The sequence below is a fragment of the Pseudoalteromonas sp. SCSIO_11900 genome, assembly GCF_000576475.1.
GTDB classification, from domain to species: domain Bacteria; phylum Pseudomonadota; class Gammaproteobacteria; order Enterobacterales; family Alteromonadaceae; genus Pseudoalteromonas; species Pseudoalteromonas tetraodonis.
Genome location: NZ_KK070023.1, coordinates 2,058,457 through 2,077,935, shown reverse-complemented (window position 1 = coordinate 2,077,935; position 19,479 = coordinate 2,058,457). Strand labels below are relative to the sequence as shown.

The 19,479-nt window shown below is 40.6% G+C and carries 14 protein-coding genes, 1 tRNA gene and 1 pseudogene; 11 read left to right on the top strand and 5 right to left on the bottom strand.

All coding sequences use genetic code 11. From position 1 onward, the window contains the following. Window positions 1-5: 5 nt before the first annotated feature. From BG00_RS09665 to BG00_RS09655, 3 genes are read right to left on the bottom strand one after another with little or no spacing between them, the layout of a single operon-like run. Window positions 6-935, bottom strand: a complete 930-nt coding sequence (locus BG00_RS09665) for a class I SAM-dependent methyltransferase (protein WP_036982163.1) — start codon at window positions 933-935, stop codon at window positions 6-8. Next, window positions 936-2,930, bottom strand: a complete 1,995-nt coding sequence (gene uvrB, locus BG00_RS09660) for an excinuclease ABC subunit UvrB (RefSeq protein ID WP_036982161.1) — start codon at window positions 2,928-2,930, stop codon at window positions 936-938. Next, a complete protein-coding gene (locus tag BG00_RS09655) occupies window positions 2,927-4,306 on the bottom strand; it encodes an MATE family efflux transporter (RefSeq protein ID WP_036982158.1) in 1,380 nt (459 codons plus the stop codon). Before BG00_RS09655 ends, uvrB begins: the two co-directional genes overlap by 4 nt. A gap of 1,035 nt (window positions 4,307-5,341) precedes the next feature. Here BG00_RS09655 and BG00_RS09650 point away from each other — a divergent pair. The 10 genes from BG00_RS09650 (at window position 5,342) to BG00_RS09605 (ending at window position 15,987) form a co-directional block, all read left to right on the top strand. Continuing rightward, window positions 5,342-5,418 (top strand) — tRNA-Asn (locus tag BG00_RS09650). A gap of 173 nt (window positions 5,419-5,591) precedes the next feature. Further along, complete coding sequence (locus BG00_RS09645; protein ID WP_036982154.1) at window positions 5,592-7,535, top strand: bifunctional diguanylate cyclase/phosphodiesterase; 1,944 nt, start codon at window positions 5,592-5,594, stop codon at window positions 7,533-7,535. A 244-nt stretch (window positions 7,536-7,779) separates the two neighbouring features. Further along, entirely contained in the window at window positions 7,780-8,361 is a 582-nt protein-coding gene (rsxA, locus tag BG00_RS09640; RefSeq protein ID WP_008115244.1) for an electron transport complex subunit RsxA, read from the top strand. A gap of 1 nt (window position 8,362) precedes the next feature. Then, entirely contained in the window at window positions 8,363-8,917 is a 555-nt protein-coding gene (gene rsxB / locus BG00_RS09635; protein ID WP_036982152.1) for an electron transport complex subunit RsxB, read from the top strand. A gap of 8 nt (window positions 8,918-8,925) precedes the next feature. Continuing rightward, window positions 8,926-11,325, top strand: coding sequence for an electron transport complex subunit RsxC (gene rsxC / locus BG00_RS09630; RefSeq protein WP_036982150.1), 2,400 nt, complete (start codon window positions 8,926-8,928; stop codon window positions 11,323-11,325). Then, window positions 11,322-12,380, top strand: a complete 1,059-nt coding sequence (gene rsxD, locus BG00_RS09625; RefSeq protein ID WP_036982148.1) for an electron transport complex subunit RsxD — start codon at window positions 11,322-11,324, stop codon at window positions 12,378-12,380. Before rsxC ends, rsxD begins: the two co-directional genes overlap by 4 nt. After that, on the top strand, window positions 12,377-13,015 hold the full coding sequence (gene rsxG / locus BG00_RS09620; protein WP_013465285.1) for an electron transport complex subunit RsxG: 639 nt from the start codon (window positions 12,377-12,379) through the stop codon (window positions 13,013-13,015). The genes rsxD and rsxG overlap by 4 nt, the downstream gene beginning before the upstream one ends. Beyond that, window positions 13,012-13,710: an electron transport complex subunit E gene (locus tag BG00_RS09615; RefSeq protein WP_036982145.1), complete on the top strand. Its 699-nt coding sequence runs from the start codon at window positions 13,012-13,014 to the stop codon at window positions 13,708-13,710. Before rsxG ends, BG00_RS09615 begins: the two co-directional genes overlap by 4 nt. A 45-nt stretch (window positions 13,711-13,755) precedes the next feature. Continuing rightward, window positions 13,756-14,388: an endonuclease III gene (gene nth / locus BG00_RS09610; protein WP_036982141.1), complete on the top strand. Its 633-nt coding sequence runs from the start codon at window positions 13,756-13,758 to the stop codon at window positions 14,386-14,388. A gap of 156 nt (window positions 14,389-14,544) precedes the next feature. Next, a complete protein-coding gene (locus BG00_RS09605) occupies window positions 14,545-15,987 on the top strand; it encodes an IS1182 family transposase (protein ID WP_036981679.1) in 1,443 nt (480 codons plus the stop codon). A 166-nt stretch (window positions 15,988-16,153) separates the two neighbouring features. On the opposite strand, the gene BG00_RS09600 is transcribed toward BG00_RS09605, so the two are convergent. Further along, window positions 16,154-16,939 (bottom strand): hypothetical protein, encoded by a 786-nt coding sequence (locus BG00_RS09600; RefSeq protein WP_036982138.1) that lies wholly within the window; start codon window positions 16,937-16,939, stop codon window positions 16,154-16,156. A gap of 343 nt (window positions 16,940-17,282) precedes the next feature. Here BG00_RS09600 and BG00_RS09595 point away from each other — a divergent pair. After that, window positions 17,283-18,296: pseudogene (locus BG00_RS09595) on the top strand (IS110 family transposase). A gap of 638 nt (window positions 18,297-18,934) precedes the next feature. On the opposite strand, the gene BG00_RS18080 reads toward BG00_RS09595, so the two are convergent. Then, window positions 18,935-19,479, bottom strand: a 545-nt coding sequence (locus BG00_RS18080) for an IS256 family transposase (protein WP_253861373.1), incomplete at its 5' end; no start/stop codon positions are given.

Genomic DNA, 19,479 nt, shown 5'->3' with positions numbered 1-19,479 from the left:
ACTCACTATGTTTTTGTTTTGTACACCAATGCTTTTAAGCTTTTATCGCTATCAATTTCAATAAAGCGATCAGTCGGTTCTAGGCGTTTAACAAACTCAATAGCACCTTGAGTATGTTCTTGAATAAGTGCTTTAAAGTCATTTTCGGAAAGCTCTGGGCTATTAGCGCATAACAACAGCTGTGTAGTGTCGTTTAAAAGCTCAGGGAGTCTGCGCAGCACTTTTTGGTAGTCTTTTGTTAATATAAAACTGCCTTTTTGAAAGCTGGGTGGATCAACAATAATTAAATCAAACGGTGCGGCTTTTTTTAGCTTACCAAACGACTTTAAAATATCATGCGGTAAAAAACTGACGCCCCTATCAACATTGTTTAATTGATGGTTTTGCTTACCGACTTTTAACACGCCCTTGCTCATATCCATGTTCATCACATGATCGGCACCGCCGTGCATAGCCGCTACCGAAAAACCACAAGTATAAGAAAACAGGTTAAGTACTTTGGCATGTTTACTATTGTGCATGACAAACTCACGGCCTTTTCGCATATCTGGAAAAATACCGGTGTTTTGCTTACTCATTAAATCAACCAAAAAACGCACACCATTTTCGGCTACGCTATGGCGCGCGGGCAATTGCCCATGCACTAAGGTATTGTGGCTTTGCAGCCCCGCTCGCTGCTGATATACCAATGCAGTAATTAGCTCTGGATGATGTTGTTGTGCCCACTGCCATAACGTATCGGTGAGCGTAGTGAGTGTAACCTCATCAATTTCACTGTATGACACCAAAAACAAACTCGGTGGATAAAAGTCTAAGTTAATATGGCTTAGCGCTTCTACGCTGTGGCCGCGACCATGAAATACGCGGCATAATTCGTTATCTGCAAAAGGCGTGTCTGCTAATGCATTAATAAGAGGAGTAAAATCGATTGTCATTTAATTAATCAACTGTTGTTGTAGTTCATGTATTTCGTCGCGTACAGTGGCAGCTTTTTCAAATTCTAAATCACTGGCGTAGGCATGCATTTTGGTTTCAAGCTGCTTAATTTGCGTGGCAATTTCTTTCGCACTAAGAATTTTTTTAGACTCTTTACGAATAAGCTGCAAGTTATCTTGTGGTGAGGCATCTTCACCTACATCCATTACATCAAGTATCTTTTTAACCAAGGCACTGGGCTCAATACCGTGCTTAACATTATAAGCGTGTTGTATTTCTCGGCGTCGGTCAGTTTCTTCAATGGCTTTGGCCATCGATTTAGTGATTCTATCGCCGTATAAAATAGCACGACCATCAAGATGGCGAGCAGCACGGCCTATGGTTTGAATAAGCGAGCGAGCTGAACGTAAAAAGCCCTCTTTATCGGCATCTAAAATAGCAACTAGTGCCACTTCTGGCATATCTAAGCCTTCACGTAGTAAGTTAATGCCTACTAACACATCAAACACGCCGGCTCGTAAATCACGAATAATTTCAACCCGCTCTACAGTGTCTATGTCAGAGTGTAGGTAGCGTACTTTTACATTATGTTCGCTTAAATAATCAGTTAAATCCTCAGCCATGCGTTTGGTCAGTGTTGTTACTAACACGCGCTCTTTTGCTTCAACACATTTGTAAATTTCTGAGAGTAAATCATCAACCTGATCGCCTACCGGGCGAACTTCAATAACAGGGTCAAGTAAGCCGGTTGGACGAATAACCTGCTCTGCAACTTCGCCGTTGCTGCGCTCTAATTCAAAGTCACCCGGGGTAGCCGATACATAAATGGTTTGTGGTGCAATGGCCTCAAACTCTTCAAAACGCAGTGGCCTGTTATCCATAGCTGAGGGCATTCTAAAACCATATTCAACGAGGTTTTCTTTACGGCTTCTATCGCCTTTATACATGGCACCAATTTGCGATACGGTTACGTGCGATTCATCAATAATCATTAATGCATCATCGGGTAAATAGTCCAGTAATGTTGGCGGTGGATCGCCAGGTGTGCGCCCCGATAAGTAACGACTGTAGTTTTCAATACCGGAGCAATAACCAAGCTCGGTCATCATTTCTATGTCGTATTGGGTACGCTGAGCTATGCGTTGCTCTTCTACTAACTTATTAGCGCTGAGCAATTGTGCTCTGCGCTCTTTAAGCTCAACTTTTATTTTTTCGATGGCTTCGAGAATTTTTTCTCGTGGCGTTACATAGTGAGTTTTAGGATAAATAGTGGCACGCACTATGTGTTTTTCGACGGCACCGGTTAGAGGATCAAAAATACTTAGGCGTTCAACTTCATCATCAAACATTTCTACACGCACTGCATAGGTGTCTGATTCAGCTGGAAATATATCAACAACTTCACCACGAACGCGGTATGTACCGCGACTAAAATCAATATCGTTTCGCGTATATTGTAGCTCTGCAAGACGGCGCAGCATGTCACGTTGGTCGACCTTTTCACCCACTTTTAAAAGCAGCATCATTTTCATGTATGAATCAGGATCGCCCAGACCATAAATCGCCGATACCGATGCAACAATTATAGTATCGCGACGCTCTAACAGCGCTTTAGTGGCGCTGAGCCGCATTTGCTCAATGTGTTCATTGATGGATGCATCTTTTTCAATAAAGGTGTCACTGGCTACCACATAAGCTTCTGGTTGGTAGTAATCGTAGTAAGATACAAAGTATTCAACCGCATTATGCGGGAAAAATTCTTTCATCTCGCCGTATAATTGAGCCGCTAAGGTTTTATTGTGCGCCATAATAATAGTGGGGCGATTTAAATCACTAATGATATTAGCCATCGTGAAGGTTTTTCCCGTCCCTGTTGCACCCAATAAGGTTTGATGAGCAAGCCCTGCTTCTAAACCTTCGCACAACTGAGCGATAGCGGTAGGCTGATCCCCAGCGGGTTTAAATTTTGATTCTAACTGAAAATGATCGCTCAATGACTACACTCCTGTAATGCTTGACTGCTTAACGCTTCAATTTCTTTCATAAACCACTTGTAGGCTACAAATGCTGTAAATAAATTACCAATGGTCGCGCCAATAAACAAGCCGATTAAGCCTGCAAGTTCGTTCCCGATATACGCAAAGGGAATATAAAAAACAAACAACCGAATAACGCTCAAAACTAAGGCGTTCATGGGTTTGTGTAAAGCGTTAAACGAGGAGTTGGATAAAATGATCACTCCTTGCAAGCCATAACTTAATGGGATGGTATAAATAAACAATTTTATGACATCAACAACGGCTTGCTCTTTACCAAATATTTCACTAATGACGCCAGAAAACATAATTAATAAAATATAAATAACAAACTGCCATAACATCACAAATTTTAAGGTTCCTAGGTAGGCATCCTTTACGCGAGAAAAATGACTCGCTCCAAAGTTTTGACTAATAAAAGGGGGCAAAGTCATCGACAAGGCTAATACCACTAAACTCGCTATTGATTCTATTCGACTCCCTACCCCAAAAGCAGCCACGGCTTCGGGGCCATGATGAGCAACCAATGCCGTCATTACTGCCATAGCAACTGGGGTGAGCATGTTAGCACCCGCTGCCGGTAAACCAATTTTTAAAATTTTACGAATTGCACCAATAACAGTTTGTTTGCCCGCTTTTAAACTAAGCAACTGCTTTTTAACAATTAATATGTAAAAAATAATCGCCACTCCAACTGCCCAAGCTATAACACTGGCAATGGCAGCCCCTTTAATGCCTAATGCGGGAATGGGACCAAAGCCAAAAATCAGCATGGGATCGAGTACAGCATTTATAAGTCCAGCTCCCCCCATAATAATACTCGGTGTTTTAGTATCGCCACTGGCTCGCAGTACAGAATTACCAATCATCGGGGTAATTAAAAATACACTGCCTAAAAACCAAATACTGATATATTCATGAATTAGCGGGAGTACTTGCTCCCCTGCCCCAAGCAACGTAAATATGGGATCAATCAATAAATAGCCACTAGCAGATAAAATTAATACTAATATTACCGCTACCAACAACGAAACACTGGCATCAAAGCGCGCTTCTTCTAAATTGTTACTGCCTAATGCTTTTGCAATAACCGCAGAAGTCCCTATACCTAAACCAATTGCTAAACTAATCACGGTAAAAGTAACAGGAAATGTAAAACTAACTGCAGCAAGCGGCTCTGTACCCAATAAACTAATAAAAAAAGTATCAACTATGTTGAACATCATCAGGGTAATCATCCCAAAGATCATTGGAACGGTCATTTTCTTTAACGTAGGCAAGATTGGAGCAGTGAGTAAATCAGGGCGAGTATGTGATTGAGAATGTGCGCGCATAAAATAAATAAGCCTCTTTTACTGAGCTGCATATTTTAAAGCATCCGGAGAGTTCAAGCCATGCTTTATTAAATCTAAACAACTAAATCAGCCTTTAATCTACAAACTATTACTTTTACGCTGTTGTAAATAAATTTTGCACAAACACATTAAAAATCAAATTAAATACACTTATGTAACTTTTGCAACATTTACCTTTTAGATTTTGTTGCTTTATTACACAGTTAGCGATGATGCTTTATCGTCACGAAAAATTTTATTTATCGTTTAGGTGGCTATCTAAGCTGAATCATAAGCCTTTGTTTTTTTTAATATATAAAAAAAAGCTTTTTAATACTTGAAATCGTTGTAGCGCCCTACAATGCTGGAGGTGCTGATGTTCTTAAAGTTTCATAAACAGAGTTATCCACAGAAACCGTGGATAACTCAATCAACACCACGTTTATAAAGGGCTACAACGTGGTGCTAAATTGTCAGATCATTTGGTTTTTTCCGTTACCAATATGCAAACAGCGTTGTATGCCCCCGTTATGTGTATGAAGGTGATATTTTCTTAGGCTAATATCAGTGAGTAACACATTCAAACAGGTAGCTAACTCATTGATTGTTTTATTTTTGTACAAGGCATTGCTGCAGTCAAAATTTATATTATGTTTTAGCGCTAATTTTAGTTTACGTAACTAATACGCATTTAGTTCAACCGTTTTAACGTACCAAAAAAAAAGGAGCCATTTATTTTAAATAAGTTAATTATCGCTTTATAAAAAATACAGGAAATAGAACGCGTTTTTGCTATTAAAAGCCGTTTTCTTAAATTTTACTCATCACTTTATTGCCTCAAATTACAAACTTCATGCAAATATTGCCCTGTTTTATAAAACAGTATCACTGCGCTTTACTTAAATAGTGTTACAAAACGCGCAGATTGCACATAAAAACAACGAATAGACCTCTTTTTTGAATTTATGATCTTTTATATGTTGACACTTTGCTATGCGGTCATTAATATTTCGCCCCGTTGAAAGGCAAGACGCTTCCCCCTTAGCTCAGTTGGTTAGAGCGACGGACTGTTAATCCGCAGGTCCCCCGTTCGAGTCGGGGAGGGGGAGCCAATTTACTACAATCACATAGACATACCCTTCAATTTGCTCTACCATTCTTCTTTTAAAATAAAAACTTTTTTGCTTAAAAAACTAACTATTTGATAACTATTAATATCGAGTTATAATTAGTTTAATAATCATGAGGTTGTGTCCTCCCCCATTTGACATAAAAAGATTAAATAATGGCAGCTTTCAAAAAACTTATTCTTATACAATTGTTAGCTTGGCTGGTACTTGTATCCGCTGGTAGTTATTTTATTAGCCAAAATTTTGATAATGCCATCGGCAATGCTCAAAAAAATGCACAAGCGACCGTTGAGCAATACATTAAAAATCTCTCTGCGACAGATATATCAGCAGAAAATCTTAAAAACACGCTTGCAACTAGTGAAACCTTTTCATATTTTGTTTTACGAGACTATCAAGGCGTTGAAGTATTTTCGGTTAACAATGCAGTGCAATTACCTATTATTGCTGAGCTTATTCAATCTAGTAGCAACTCAGTACGTCCCCAGTACGCCACAAATAATAACGCCGATATAAAAATTGAATTTAAATTAAACATTACTCACTTGGGTGAGCAGTTTCAAACCGCGTTTTTTGTTATTTTAATTGTTAGCACCCTACTCGCCCTAATACCTATTATATTGATGAAAACCATTGTTAAGCACATTAACGACAATATATGTACGAACGTTGCTGATGTTATTGATGTATATATCAATCAAAACCAACTAGGTGATGATTTTGCAACTAAAATTGATTCACCTGAGTTAGCTAAGTTAGGAAAAAGTTTAATTCCTAGCTTTAATCGTTTATCGCACTTTTTAAAAAGTAAAAATGACAATATAAAAAATGCAGCTCACGATATTAAACGTGAAGCCTACAAAGACGGCGTTACTGAATTAGGTAATCGCAATATGTTTGTTGATTACTACGAAAAAAATATAGAAAACACCGAAATAAGTACATTTGGCTCTTTAGCACTTGTCCGCTGTAGTGAGTTACAGTCAATTAATCAAAGTCGAGGCTATCAAAAAGGTGATGAGTACATTAAGTCGGTTGCAGATATCATAGTAAATATCAGTGGCACCTATTTCGGCAGTCAAGTTTTTAGAGTAAACAGCTCTGACTTTATAATTATATTGCCGAATACCCCGTTAAAAGAAGCTGAAAAATTTGGTGAAAACTTACAATCTCGCTTTACTCAATATATGCAAAACCAAGAGCTTAGCTCGGTTGCAAACACAGGTATTGTGGGGTACGAAAAAGCCAAACCTTTAGGTGAGTTGCTCTCTATCGTTGATAACGCAATGAGTATGGCGCAATCTAAGCAAGCTAATGCGTGGCATGTGCAACGCGATACTGATCTTGTTAATAATGTGAGCGCAGGGTTTGGTAATCAAAACTGGCGTAAAGTGATTAACGAAGTGATCGAGTCTAAAAGCGTCCATTTAATGATCCAAAATATTATGCCATTAGGCAAAAGCATTAAAGCCTATGCTGAAATTCAAGCCCGCTTCAAAACAGAAGAAAACCAAGCTTTGCCTACCGCTTCATTTTTAGCAATGGCTGAAAAACTCGATATGGCGATAGAAATTGATAAGTTAATAATAGAAACGTCATTAGAAAGAATAAAATCGAGTAATTTATCTGAAAAATACTTTGGCTTAAATATTACCCCTTCAAGCGCGCATAGTGACCAATTTATGATTTGGTTAGAGCGTCGTTTGCTTAAAGATACCCATATTGCTTCTAAGTTAATTTTTGAGGTGAGTGAATTTGGTCTGCAACAAAACATTAAAGCAAGCAAACGTTTTATTGATATGGTGCATCGCGTTGGAGCCAGAATTACTGTTGAACGCTTTGGTGTCGGGCTCACCTCATTTAAGTTTTTCAGAGATTTAAAACCAGACTTTATTAAAATGGATGCAAGTTATACCCGAGGCTTAGAGGATGATAAAAATAATCAGTACTTTATGCGTTTAATGGTCGACCTTGCTCATAGAATTGGCGTTAGTGTTTTTGCTGAGGGCGTTGAAAGCCAAGAAGAAAAACACATTGTAGATACGTTATGCCTAGATGGTGTTCAAGGTTACTACATTGAAAAGCCCAAAGACATCTAACTAATTACCCTATTTAATGATAAAAAAGAGCATTTATGCTCTTTTTTACTTTTTAATGTGTGCTTTTATGACTGTTCAATCGTTAAAATGCTGACAGTTTTTTAATTGCAAACTCCCTTAAATTTAACCCTTTACAATTAGCCCATTATTTAACGTTGTTTATTTAACTGATAATCACTCAACGTGTTGTTAATCACAGTAGAAAAAAGGATAATACACGGGATTTTATTAGCGTGAGGCACACATGACAGAATACGTCTTGTTATTAATTGGAACAGTGTTAGTCAACAACTTTGTATTAGTACAATTTTTAGGCCTTTGCCCGTTTATGGGTGTGTCTGGGAAACTTGACACAGCCATAGGTATGTCTTTGGCAACTACCTTTGTGCTAACGCTTGCCTCTGTAACAAGCTATTTAGTAAATGAGTATATTTTATTACCTTTGGATATTACCTATCTGAAAACAATGAGCTTTATTTTAGTGATAGCTGTTGTTGTACAATTTACTGAAATGGTTGTCAGAAAAACCAGTCCAACGCTTTACCGGTTACTGGGAATATTTTTACCTTTAATAACCACTAACTGTGCGGTATTGGGTGTTGCTTTATTAAATATCAAAGAAGATCACACGTTTTTACAATCGGCCGTTTATGGCTTTGGTGCTGCGGTTGGGTTTTCATTAGTATTGGTTTTATTTGCTGCATTGCGCGAGCGTTTAGCCGCAGCAGACGTACCAACCCCATTTAAAGGTGCCTCAATCGCAATGATAACGGCAGGTTTAATGTCAATGGCCTTCATGGGTTTTACTGGATTAGTGAAGTTTTAATATGACCTTGTTGTACGCTTTAATAGCGCTGGGTTTGCTGGCGTTAATTTTCGGATTAATTTTAGGGTTTGCAGCAGTGCGCTTTCGAGTTGAAGGTAATCCTGTTGTAGAACAAATAGACACCATTTTACCGCAAACACAATGCGGCCAATGTGGTTACCCGGGCTGTCGTCCTTATGCAGAAGCCATTGCCAATGGCGATGAAATAAATAAATGCCCTCCAGGTGGTGATGCGACAGTTAAAAAATTGGCTGATTTGATGGGTGTTGAGGCTAAACCCCTCGCTGGCGGTGAACAAGCAGATCCGGTTAAAACAGTGGCGTATATCCGCGAAGACGAATGTATTGGCTGTACCAAATGTATTCAAGCCTGCCCTGTTGATGCCATTGTGGGTGCAACACGTCAAATGCATACCGTTCTAATTGACGAATGCACTGGCTGCGATTTGTGCGTGGAACCTTGTCCGGTCGATTGTATTGACATGCTACCTGTTGCACCAACAAAACAAACCTGGAAATGGCAATTAGACGCTATTCCAGTTACCCAAATAGATTAGAGGTTTGAGTGGAAAAGTTACTTGAACAAATAAAAAAAGGCACCGTTTGGGCATTTCCTGGCGGCGTACATCCTCCTCAGCAGAAATCATTATCTAATAGTGCGCCTATAGCCAGACTCCCTTTGCCTGAAAAACTTGTTCTGCCTTTAAAGCAGCACATTGGCGCTAGTGGTAAATTAATAGTTGAAAAAAACCAGCACGTATTAAAAGGCCAAGCCTTAACAAAGCCATCAGCTAATTGGTCGGTGCCAATACATGCACCTACATCAGGCACAATTATTGATATTACGCCTATGCCATCAGCGCATCCTTCGGCATTACCTGAATTAAGCATTATTATTGAACCCGATGGCAACGATACCTGGTGTGAATTATCGCCTTTAGTAAACCCAGCCACTGCATCACACGATGAACTGGTTGATGTTATTCATAATGCGGGTATTTCTGGGATGGGCGGCGCAGGCTTCCCAACCTATGTAAAAGCTGATATTAAACAACCTATTGAATTTTTGATTGTTAATGCGGTTGAGTGTGAACCTTACATCACGGCTGACGATACCTTAATGCGTGAGCACGCCGCTGAAATAGTTAAAGGTATTGAGCTAATGCAGCAGTTACTCAATCCGACGCTGTGTATTATTGGTATTGAAGATAATAAGCCCGAGGCTATCACAGCCATGACAGAAGCGGCGAAGCATAACGAGCATATCTTAATACAAACTGTGCCTACTGTTTACCCTTCTGGCGGTGAAAAACAGCTAATAAAACTGCTCACTAACCGTGAAGTACCAAACGGCGGTATCCCTGCTGATATCGGCATTTTAGTACATAACACCGGCACTTTATTTGCGATTCAGCAAGCTGTATACGAAGGTAAACCGTTAATTGAGCGTGTCGTTACCGTTACCGGCAATACTATACATAACCCTGGCAACGTATGGGCGTTATTAGGTACTGAAATTAAGCACTTACTTGATTGCCAAGGTTTTTCACCGGTGCCACAGCAACGCGTGATCATGGGCGGCCCTATGATGGGCTTTACCTTACCCACAGTTCGTATTGGCGTTGTTAAAACAACAAACTGCATACTTGCCCCAGATCATAAAGAGTTAGCAGAGCCTGGCCCAGAAAAAGCCTGTATTCGCTGCAGTGCTTGTGCCGATGCCTGCCCTGCCTCGTTATTGCCACAACAATTACAATGGTTTGCTAAATCAAAAGAATACGACAAACTCCAAGAGCATAACTTATTTGACTGTATTGAATGTGGTGCCTGTGCCTATGTATGCCCTAGTGAAATACCACTTGTTCAGTATTACCGCGTTGCAAAAGTTGAAATTAAAGAGCAAATTGCCGAGAAGATAAAATCAGATCGCGCTAAAGAACGCTTTGATGCACGTAAAGCGCGTTTAGAGCAAGAACAAGCTGAGCGAAAAAATCGCCACAAACGTAAACCTGCCCCTAAATCGACCGAAGAGCAGCAAAAAGTAGCCGATGCTCTTGCCCGCGTTAAAGATAAAACCAGCGATGGTGACAATAAATCAGCTGTAGCAGCGGCAATTGCGCGCGCTAAAGCGAAAAAGCAAGGTGGCGAACTCGAGCCAGATAACAGTGAAGTTGCCAAAGAGCGCGCAGCACGTAAAGAACAAGCTCGCCTTTACAAAGAGCAAAAGGCACAAAACAATGGTGATGACGAGCCTGTAGATGATAAAAAATCAGCCGTTGCTGCCGCTATTGCCCGTGCTAAAGCTAAAAAAGCAGCACAAGCCAATGAACAAGCACCAAGTGATGATATTACAAGTGAATCGCCAGTCGCTGCCAATGATAAAAAAGCCGCGGTAGCTGCTGCTATTGCCCGTGCTAAAGCCAAAAAAGCAGCACAAGCCAATGAGCAAGCACCAAGCGATGACACAGTAAGTGAATCACCAGCACCGACTGCAGATGATAAAAAGGCTGCGGTAGCTGCGGCCATTGCCCGCGCTAAAGCCAAAAAAGCAGCACAAGCCAATGAGCAAGCGCCAAGCGATGACACAGAAAGTGAATCACCAGCACCGGCTGCAGATGATAAAAAGGCTGCGGTAGCTGCGGCCATTGCCCGCGCTAAAGCCAAAAAAGCAGCACAAGCCAATGAGCAAGCGCCAAGCGATGACACAGAAAGTGAATCACCAGCACCGGCTGCAGATGATAAAAAAGCGGCAGTAGCTGCTGCTATTGCCCGTGCTAAAGCTAAGAAAGCAGCGCAAGCTAATGCATTAGCACAACAGAATGAAAATGCTGAGCCACAAGGCAACGATGAATCTTCTAACGGTTCAGAGCAAACAGCTCAAGCGAAGAAAAAAGCCGCCGTAGCCGCCGCCATTGCACGTGCTAAAGCTAAGAAGCAACAAAAAGAAGGAAACGATCAGTCATGAAACTAACCATGGCCAGTTCACCCCACAATCATAGTCACAAGTCTGTGACACGGTTAATGCTAACTGTGATTGCGGCCTGTATTCCTGGTGTTATTGCACAAGTTGTATTTTTTGGTACCGGTGTACTTATTCAATTATTATTAGCATTAGTGTGTGTGAGCGCATTTGAAGCAGCCATTATGCTAATGCGTAAGCGCCCTATTTGGCCTTCATTAAGCGATGGCAGCGCATGGCTAACCGGCGTGCTGTTAGCGATTAGTATTCCACCTTTAGCGCCGTGGTGGGTTATTGTTATAGGGTGTTTGTTTGCCATTGTTATTGTTAAGCAACTTTATGGTGGTTTAGGCTTTAATTTATTTAACCCTGCAATGGCAGCCTATGTGCTTTTATTAGTGTCGTTCCCTGTGCAAATGACGGCCTGGTTACCGGTTACAGAGTTACTCAATACGGGCATTACTTTTAGCCAGCAGCTTAGTCTAATATTTAGTGACTTTACAACTCTTGGATACAGCTTAGATCAGCTCAGAGTGGGTATTGATGGCAGCACGATGGCCACCCCTCTTGATACGTTAAAAACAGATATTGCTCATAGCCTTACCGTCACTGAAAGTATGCAAAAACCGGTATTTAATGAATGGGTTGGCCTAGGTTGGGGTTGGGTTAATTTAGCCTTTTTACTCGGTGGCCTTTATTTATTAAAAACAAAAGTGATTAACTGGCATATACCAGTGAGTTTTATTGCCAGTTTAAGCCTCTGCGCTGCAATTGGTTATATTGCCTCGCCAGGCACTGAGCCGGGTCTAGTGTTTCACTTATTTAGTGGTGCAACTATGCTCGGAGCCTTTTTTATCGCCACCGATCCTGTATCAGCTGCAACCACTAATCGAGGCCGCCTTATTTATGGTGCCGCAATTGGTTTAATTGTGTATTTAATTCGCACCTTTGGTGGTTTTCCGGATGCTGTTGCATTTGCCGTATTACTGATCAATATTGCAGTACCGCTTATTGATTACTACACACAACCAAGAACTTATGGCCATGGAGCAGTAAAATGATTATTTCTTCAATGGTAAAAAATGGCGCAATATTATGCGGTTTCGCACTCCTTACAACAGGATTAGTGGCCACTATAAACTCGTTAACGGCCGATAAAATTGCAGAGCAAGAGCAACTGCAATTAACTAACCAGTTACAAGAAGTATTACCGCACAGTAAGTACACTAATGAACTTTCTCAAGATTGTGTGATCATATCAGACCCTTTACTGGGGCCATACGACAACCAAGTAATTTACCGTGCACGTAAAGATGACGAACCCGTTGCATTAGTCATTCGTCATGTCACTCCTAGCGGCTACAGTGGCGATATAAACTTACTTAGCGCGGTATATCGCGATGGCAGCGTTGCTGGTGTAAGGGTTACTAAGCATGAAGAAACCCCAGGTTTGGGCGATAAAGTTGAAATTAAAAAGTCAGACTGGATCACCTCATTTAATTCAAAAACAGTACAAAGCGAAAGTGACGCGCGTTGGGCCGTTAAAAAAGATGGCGGTCAGTTTGATCAATTTACTGGCGCAACCATTACACCTCGCGCTGTAGTTGGCTCAGTTAAAAATGCGGTAGTGTATGCACAAAATAACTTTGATGATCTTTTTGCAGCAGCGAATGCTTGCCCTGAGGTAACACCATGAGTGAATTAAAAACCCTTTATAAAGAAGGCCTATGGGGAAATAACCCCGCCTTAGTACAGTTATTAGGTTTATGTCCTTTACTTGCTGTTACCTCCACAATTACTAATGCGCTAGGTTTAGGCTTAGCAACCTTGTTAGTGTTAGTGGGCTCTAATATTACCGTATCAATAGTGCGCAATTGGGTGCCTAAAGATATCAGAATACCGGTTTTTGTAATGATCATTGCCGGTTTTGTGACGATTGTGCAGCTGTTAATGAACGCCTACACTTTTGGCCTTTATCAATCTTTAGGGATTTTTATTCCGTTGATTGTGACTAACTGCGCCATTATTGGTCGCGCTGAAGCATTTGCCTCTAAAAATCCAGTGCATTTATCTGCCTTTGATGGCTTGATGATGGGCTTAGGCTTTATGCTGGTACTAGTTGTACTTGGCGCTATGCGAGAGCTGATTGGCCAAGGCACCTTATTCGATGGCGCCGATTTATTACTCGGCCCTTGGGCTTCAGCTTTACGCATCGAAGTATTTAGCTTTGATAGCCAATTTTTACTGGCCATTTTACCACCCGGCGCATTCTTAGGGCTTGGGCTGCTGATCGCCGCTAAAAACGTCATTGATGCACAAATAAAATCAAAACAAGTAACGCCGCCAGAGGCTGAAAAAGGCCCACGAGCGCGTGTTACTAGCTTAACTTAAGGGGAAAACGCATTAACTGAATAAAGCTAATGCGTTTTAAGTTACATGAATAAAGAAAAACGTCACCAAATACTTACGCGCTTGCGCGATGACAACCCACATCCTGAAACGGAGCTTGAATACTCAAGCCCATTTGAGTTACTAGTTGCCGTTACGCTCTCAGCACAAGCCACCGATGTTGGGGTAAATAAAGCCACCCGAAAACTCTTTCCAGTGGCAAACACACCGCAAGCTATTTTAGATATTGGCCACGACACACTGCGTGATTACATAAAAACCATCGGGTTGTTTAATTCCAAAGCTGCGAACGTATACAAAATGTGCCAAATATTGGTAGATAAGCATAACGGTGAAGTGCCAGAGAATCGTGAAGCCCTAGAAGCCCTTCCTGGCGTTGGCCGTAAAACTGCTAACGTAGTATTAAATACAGCCTTCGGCTGGCCGACTATCGCGGTAGACACGCATATTTTTCGTGTATCTAACCGTACCAAGCTTGCCATGGGTAAAGACGTGGTAGCGGTTGAACAAAAGCTCGAAAAAGTGATCCCCAAGGAATTTAAAGTCGATGTACACCACTGGCTGATACTGCATGGCCGCTATACCTGTATTGCCCGTAAACCTAAGTGCGGCAGCTGTATTATTGAAGACTTGTGTGAGTTTAAAGAGAAGACAGAGTAATTAAGGCCTGCTTTGTGCCCAGACTGTGTGAAAACTCTGATCACCTTTTGGTCTAAGTATGTTCTGCTTATGATCTATTAATCTATACATTTAGTTCACTTAATATACTGATATTTATATAATTAGACTATTGATTCAGTTGAGGGTTGAGGCAGTATGTCAAAGTTTATAAGCGGTGAAAGTCGTGACCAATCAACGTTATTTCCAGAATCGTTGGAAGATTACGTCAGTGAAGATAATACGGTCAGAGTGATTGATGTTTTCATTGAGGAACTAAATCTAGCTGAATTGGGGTTTAAAGGATTAACTTTAAAGTCCACAGGTCGCCCTAAGTATCATCCAGCCACATTATTAAAACTGTATCTTTATGGTTACCTCAACCGTATTCAATCATCCCGCCGATTAGAAACCGAATGCCAACGCAATATTGAACTGATGTGGCTACTTGGTAAGTTGGCACCCGACTTTAAAACGATTGCTGATTTTAGAAAAGACAACGGAGATGGTATAAAAAATGTGTGCAAAACGTTTGTTGAAGTCTGCCGTCGTCTGAATATGTTTGAGAAACCAGTTGTTGCCATCGATGGTAGTAAGTTTAAAGCTAGCAACAACAAAGGCAATAATTTTACGCCAAGCAAAGTTAAATTCCACATCGACCGAGTCGAAAAGAACATTGAACGTTACCTTGAATTACTTGATGAAGCCGATAAAGAGCAAGCTAACGTCACAAAAATTAAAGCCACAAAAGATAGGCTAGCTGACTTTCGCAGCCAGTTAAAAAAACTACACGAGATTAAAGAACAAGTTGAAGCTCATCCTGACAAGCAAATATCCACTACTGATCCTGATTCACGTTTAATGAAAACTCAAGGTTTTACAAGAGTTGTGAGTTATAACGTGCAAAGTGCGGTTGATACCAAGCACCACCTTATAGTGGCGCATGAGGTGACCAACGTGCCAGATAGAGGCCAGCTTGCGTCAATGACAAAACTCGCACAAAAAGCATTGCGCAAGGAAGATATAAGGGTATTAGCAGATAAAGGTTACTTCAGTCAGCCCGATATAAAAGATACTATCGATTTGGGTGCAGAGCCAATCATGCCCAAGACGGATACATCGTCCTCTGAAAAGAAAGGGATATTTAACCGCTCACTCTTCAAATACGATGCAAATAAAGATATTTACTTATGCCCCGCTGGTAATGAACTTCAAAATCGAATGCAGGTATTTGAGCAAGGTAAATACCTTGATGTTTACTTCAATCACATTGCTTGTCGAGATTGTAAAATAAGAAGTCAGTGCACTAACTCTAAAAAAGACCCTAGGCGAATAAGGCGGTGGGTGCATGAGATTCTGACAGAAGAAATGCTTCAAAAGCTAAAGAATGAACCTGAATTGATGCTTCATCGCAAGCAAACTGTTGAGCACCCCTTTGGCACAATTAAACTCTGGATGGGAGCTACCCACTTACTAACACGAGGTTTAAAAAGCGTGAGTACAGAAATAAATCTTCATGTTCTGGCTTACAACTTCAGAAGAATGCTCACAATTATGGGAGTTAATGGTCTAAGTAAAGCGATTAGAGTAGCGTTGCTATAGCAGTTTCGCTCGCGCGGAGAAAATTGTGATACTGAGAAAAAATCGATCGCAACCATCCTAGATGGTTTTAAACTAAGAACATACCCAAGACAATTTATTAAAAATTAGTTTTTACACAGTCTGTGCCATTTCCGGACGTTCGTAACCTTAGACTCTTCTTAGCTGATTACTCGTTAAAGTTAGGGAGCCAAAACGTTCCCTCTGAGTATGCTTGAAAAGGACTCGTTTTATTTTTATTGTGTAATAATGAAACTACATCTAATGCTTCTTTACATAAATTAATGAAGAACCTATATGGGTATACGAGCTCCCAGTGACTAGTGAATTTAAACTCTTTCTCATCAATTTTACTAACCGTAGCCATCTCTTGGTAGAAAGCATATTCAGGTACGTATAGGCCAAGCTCCACTCCACGTCCTGGATTTCTGTATTCATGGACAACTGAATTTCGATACAACCACAATAAATACTCGTGCTTTAACTGGTGAGGTAATACTTTTCCGATTTTAATCGGTTTACCATTCTGAGTAGGCCAAAGTTCGAGAATTGCTTCTATTTCAACATCTGAACTAATTGCTTTATTGTTACTCATTATACTATTTGAATTTGGAAATTTACTCTCAAATTGTTGAGTTGCATATATTTTAAGTTCATTTGTAGAGGAAGGTAAGTTTGGGGTTATCTCAAGTAACCTAACCAAATGAAGTAAACTTACTTTTTGACTTTCCGGCCAGTTTTTACACAACCTAACAAGAGCAGTAAACCGTTGGCAGTTTGAGCTTATTTCAGGAAATATACTCTTTGATATAGCATCAAAAATTGAACAGGAGAGGATTTTTGAGTGTACTTTCTGATTAGTAATATTCTGCTCACACTCAGCCGTTTTAATTAACCCCAAGTAATACTCTTTAAACCTATCAACTTTCTCTTCAAGCGTTTCTATATTAGCCAAACTCTAACTCCTACACTAATCAACTAACGAGACTGTAGAATAACTCCAACAGCCAAATCCAATTAAAAAAACGAGCTCCTGTAATTAACTCTAAGCGTTTTTAAAGCACTGGGTAACGCATTTGGAGCCCATAAAACAGGCTGTTCTTCATAAAAAGAATAATTCTACAGCCTCAACGCCTTACTAAGAGCCGCATAAATGCTTGGCAAAAATTAGCGACGAAGGAGAACAAGTCAAGCATTTTACGTCCTTTTGAGTAACTTGATACTCATTGAGCCTCCTCCCCAGCATCGCGATTATTCGCTACGCTGAAAAGGCAACCAACCTTACAGGAGAAAGCTCAATGAACTTTTACAATAACATGCATCCATATTATTGCGGAATCGATTTACACGCGCGATTACTTTACGTCTGTATCATTGATAATACAGGACTTATCCTTGTTCACAAGAAAATTAAAGATGACCCAGAAGCACTACTAAAACTACTTAAACCGTATGCCGGTGACATTGTGGTTGGCGTAGAATGCATGCACTATTGGTATTGGGTCGCTGATTTTTGCAAAGAACACACTATCGACTTTATTCTCGGTCATGCCCTATACATGAAGGCAATTCATGGCGGTAAAGCTAAAAACGATAAAATTGATTCGTATAAAATTGCTAAACTCATCCGTGGCGGTAACTTCCCGCTTGCTTATGTCTATGACAAAGATATGCGTGCTACGCGCGACTTATTACGCCGAAGAACTAAAATTGTTCGCCACGGGGCTGATTTAAAAGCCCATGTCGCCAATACCGCCAGCCAGTACAATTTACCTGCCCACAACATGAATTTAAAGAACGTCTGCGACAGAGAAAAAGATGCGCTATTACTTTAAACATGGCCATACTCGATTGCTACCACAATGAGCTTAAGCCTTTAGAGCATTATATTGAACAAATGGCCAAGCAACACAATCCTGTCCACCTTAATATCGTGCAAACAATTAATGGTATAGGCCGCATTCTCGCACTTACCATTATTTATGCAAATTGGTGACATCAATCGCTTTTCAAGCGTACAAAAGTTCGCTTCATATAGACGGTTAGTCAAATGTAAAGCAGAGTCTGCCGGCAAAACCTATGCCACCCAAGGTAACAAAATTGGCAATGCACATCTAAAATGGGCGTTCTCCGAAGCGGCTGTATTGCTGCTGCGTCACAATCACAACGCCAACAAATACCTCGAAAAACTACAAAAACGAATGAGCAAAGCCAAAGCACTGTCAGCGCTTGCGCATAAGCTTGGTCGCTGTGTTTATTATATGCTTAAAAAAGAGACGGTATTCGATGAAGCAAAATTCTTAAAGAGTTAGTCACGGTACTGAGTGAGCTGAACATCTAACTGGATATAAGGCTGAGCATCGATCAATTGGATGAGTTAATAACCAACAAGGTTTAACCTGATTATATGCCTACAAACCTAAGCCACTTGTCTTGATTAGACGCTCAGTACGCGTGCATTAATACAATAAACAAAGTCGCTTACACCTGAATTGAGCCTGAAACTAACTGGATCATAATGATGAAACCAGCCGCCTTGAATAGTGCCATGATGAGGTTAACCGATGAATGTCTAGTGCCCCAGCAACCCCAAAAGGATATGGGAAAAACCTGGCTGCGATGAGATCGCAATAAGAGAGCCTCTATATGTGTTTGCCGTAAACTACTTGCTTAACAGCCGTATCGACAGACGAAGTAAACGAATTTGTTTATTGGTTTAGAATTGACCGTCAATTTATAAAAACGGTCAAAAAGAACACTAATGCCTATTGACAGAGTTAAGGCTCATATGGGTTATAAGCCCTTTACGCAAATGGTTGCAACTAGCAGCAGATGAGCAACAAGGAAACGCCTCTAATTTGGAGCGCAAATTAACCAAGCCACTACATATGCTATAGGATTCTCTGGGCAAGATTGGAGGGCGTTCAGAATTCTGTGTCAGCCTAAATTGCTAAATATCTATCACGCCATCTAACCTACCTTCGAAGTGAATGGCTAATTGCGACAATGTCAGGTTCCAACTGTGGATTGGCATTGTCCATTTCTTCGAGGCGTTCAATATGCCTGCATACAATAATTTCATCAAGCTATTTTCATTCGGGAATGCGCCTTTAGTCTTGGTCAATTTCCTAAACTGGCGGTGAACCGCCTCGATAGCATTGGTGGTATAAATGGCTTTTCGCACGTAATCTGGGTACTTGAAGTAAACCGACAGGTTCGTCCATTTACGACGCCAAGAGTCGATAACAATGGGATATAGCTTGCCCCATTTATCATCTAGCTCATCCAGTGCTGCTTCTGCGGCATCTTTAGTTGCTGCACGATAAACGGGTTTTAAGTCAGCCATAAAGGCTTTTTGGTGCTTAGAGGCTACGTACTTCATCGAGTTACGAATTTGATGAATAACGCACTGTTGAACCTCTGTTTCAGGATAGATAGTGCCAATGGCTTCAGGGAAACCTTTTAGTCCATCAACACAGGCGATTAAAATATCGG

Excerpts from the sequence above, each read along its gene's own strand:
- BG00_RS09655 (WP_036982158.1), bottom strand. The coding sequence starts at position 4,306 with ATGCGCGCACATTCTCAATCACATACTCGCCCTGATTTACTCACTGCT.
- BG00_RS09665 (WP_036982163.1), bottom strand. The coding sequence starts at position 935 with ATGACAATCGATTTTACTCCTCTTATTAATGCATTAGCAGACACGCCT.
- BG00_RS09615 (WP_036982145.1), top strand. The coding sequence starts at position 13,012 with ATGAGTGAATTAAAAACCCTTTATAAAGAAGGCCTATGGGGAAATAAC.
- rsxD (WP_036982148.1), top strand. The coding sequence starts at position 11,322 with ATGAAACTAACCATGGCCAGTTCACCCCACAATCATAGTCACAAGTCT.
- rsxB (WP_036982152.1), top strand. The coding sequence starts at position 8,363 with ATGACCTTGTTGTACGCTTTAATAGCGCTGGGTTTGCTGGCGTTAATT.
- nth (WP_036982141.1), top strand. The coding sequence starts at position 13,756 with ATGAATAAAGAAAAACGTCACCAAATACTTACGCGCTTGCGCGATGAC.
- BG00_RS09645 (WP_036982154.1), top strand. The coding sequence starts at position 5,592 with ATGGCAGCTTTCAAAAAACTTATTCTTATACAATTGTTAGCTTGGCTG.
- rsxG (WP_013465285.1), top strand. The coding sequence starts at position 12,377 with ATGATTATTTCTTCAATGGTAAAAAATGGCGCAATATTATGCGGTTTC.
- rsxA (WP_008115244.1), top strand. The coding sequence starts at position 7,780 with ATGACAGAATACGTCTTGTTATTAATTGGAACAGTGTTAGTCAACAAC.
- BG00_RS09605 (WP_036981679.1), top strand. The coding sequence starts at position 14,545 with ATGTCAAAGTTTATAAGCGGTGAAAGTCGTGACCAATCAACGTTATTT.